Here is a 263-nt window from a genome sequence, read left to right as displayed (position 1 = left end):
AAGAAGCCTTGCTGCCCATTATGGAAGATAGAGTTGCTATCGTGCTTGGGGCTAGCACGGAAAATCCTTTCTACACGCTCACAAATGCGATCCGCTCGCGCTCTTTGCTCTGTGAGTTTAAGCCCCTAAATGTGCAAGAGCTAGAGGAGCTGCTGAAAAGGGCGTTGGAGAAGCTGGGCATACAAAAGGTGGATTCTAGTGTTGCGGAGGATTGTAATGGGGATTTGGCTTTGCGTGGAGGGAATTTAGCTTGGGGTAAGCAT

Annotated in this window: 1 pseudogene; it reads left to right on the top strand. The window is 49.4% G+C overall.

The features are described 5' to 3' along the window. Positions 1-263, top strand: a pseudogene (locus ACY35P_RS15710) (hypothetical protein); the annotation flags it as partial.

It is taken from the genome of Lysobacter xanthus, from assembly GCF_047159895.1.
Note: the sequence above shows the minus strand (reverse complement) of the source record. Positions and strands in the feature narration are given on the sequence as shown.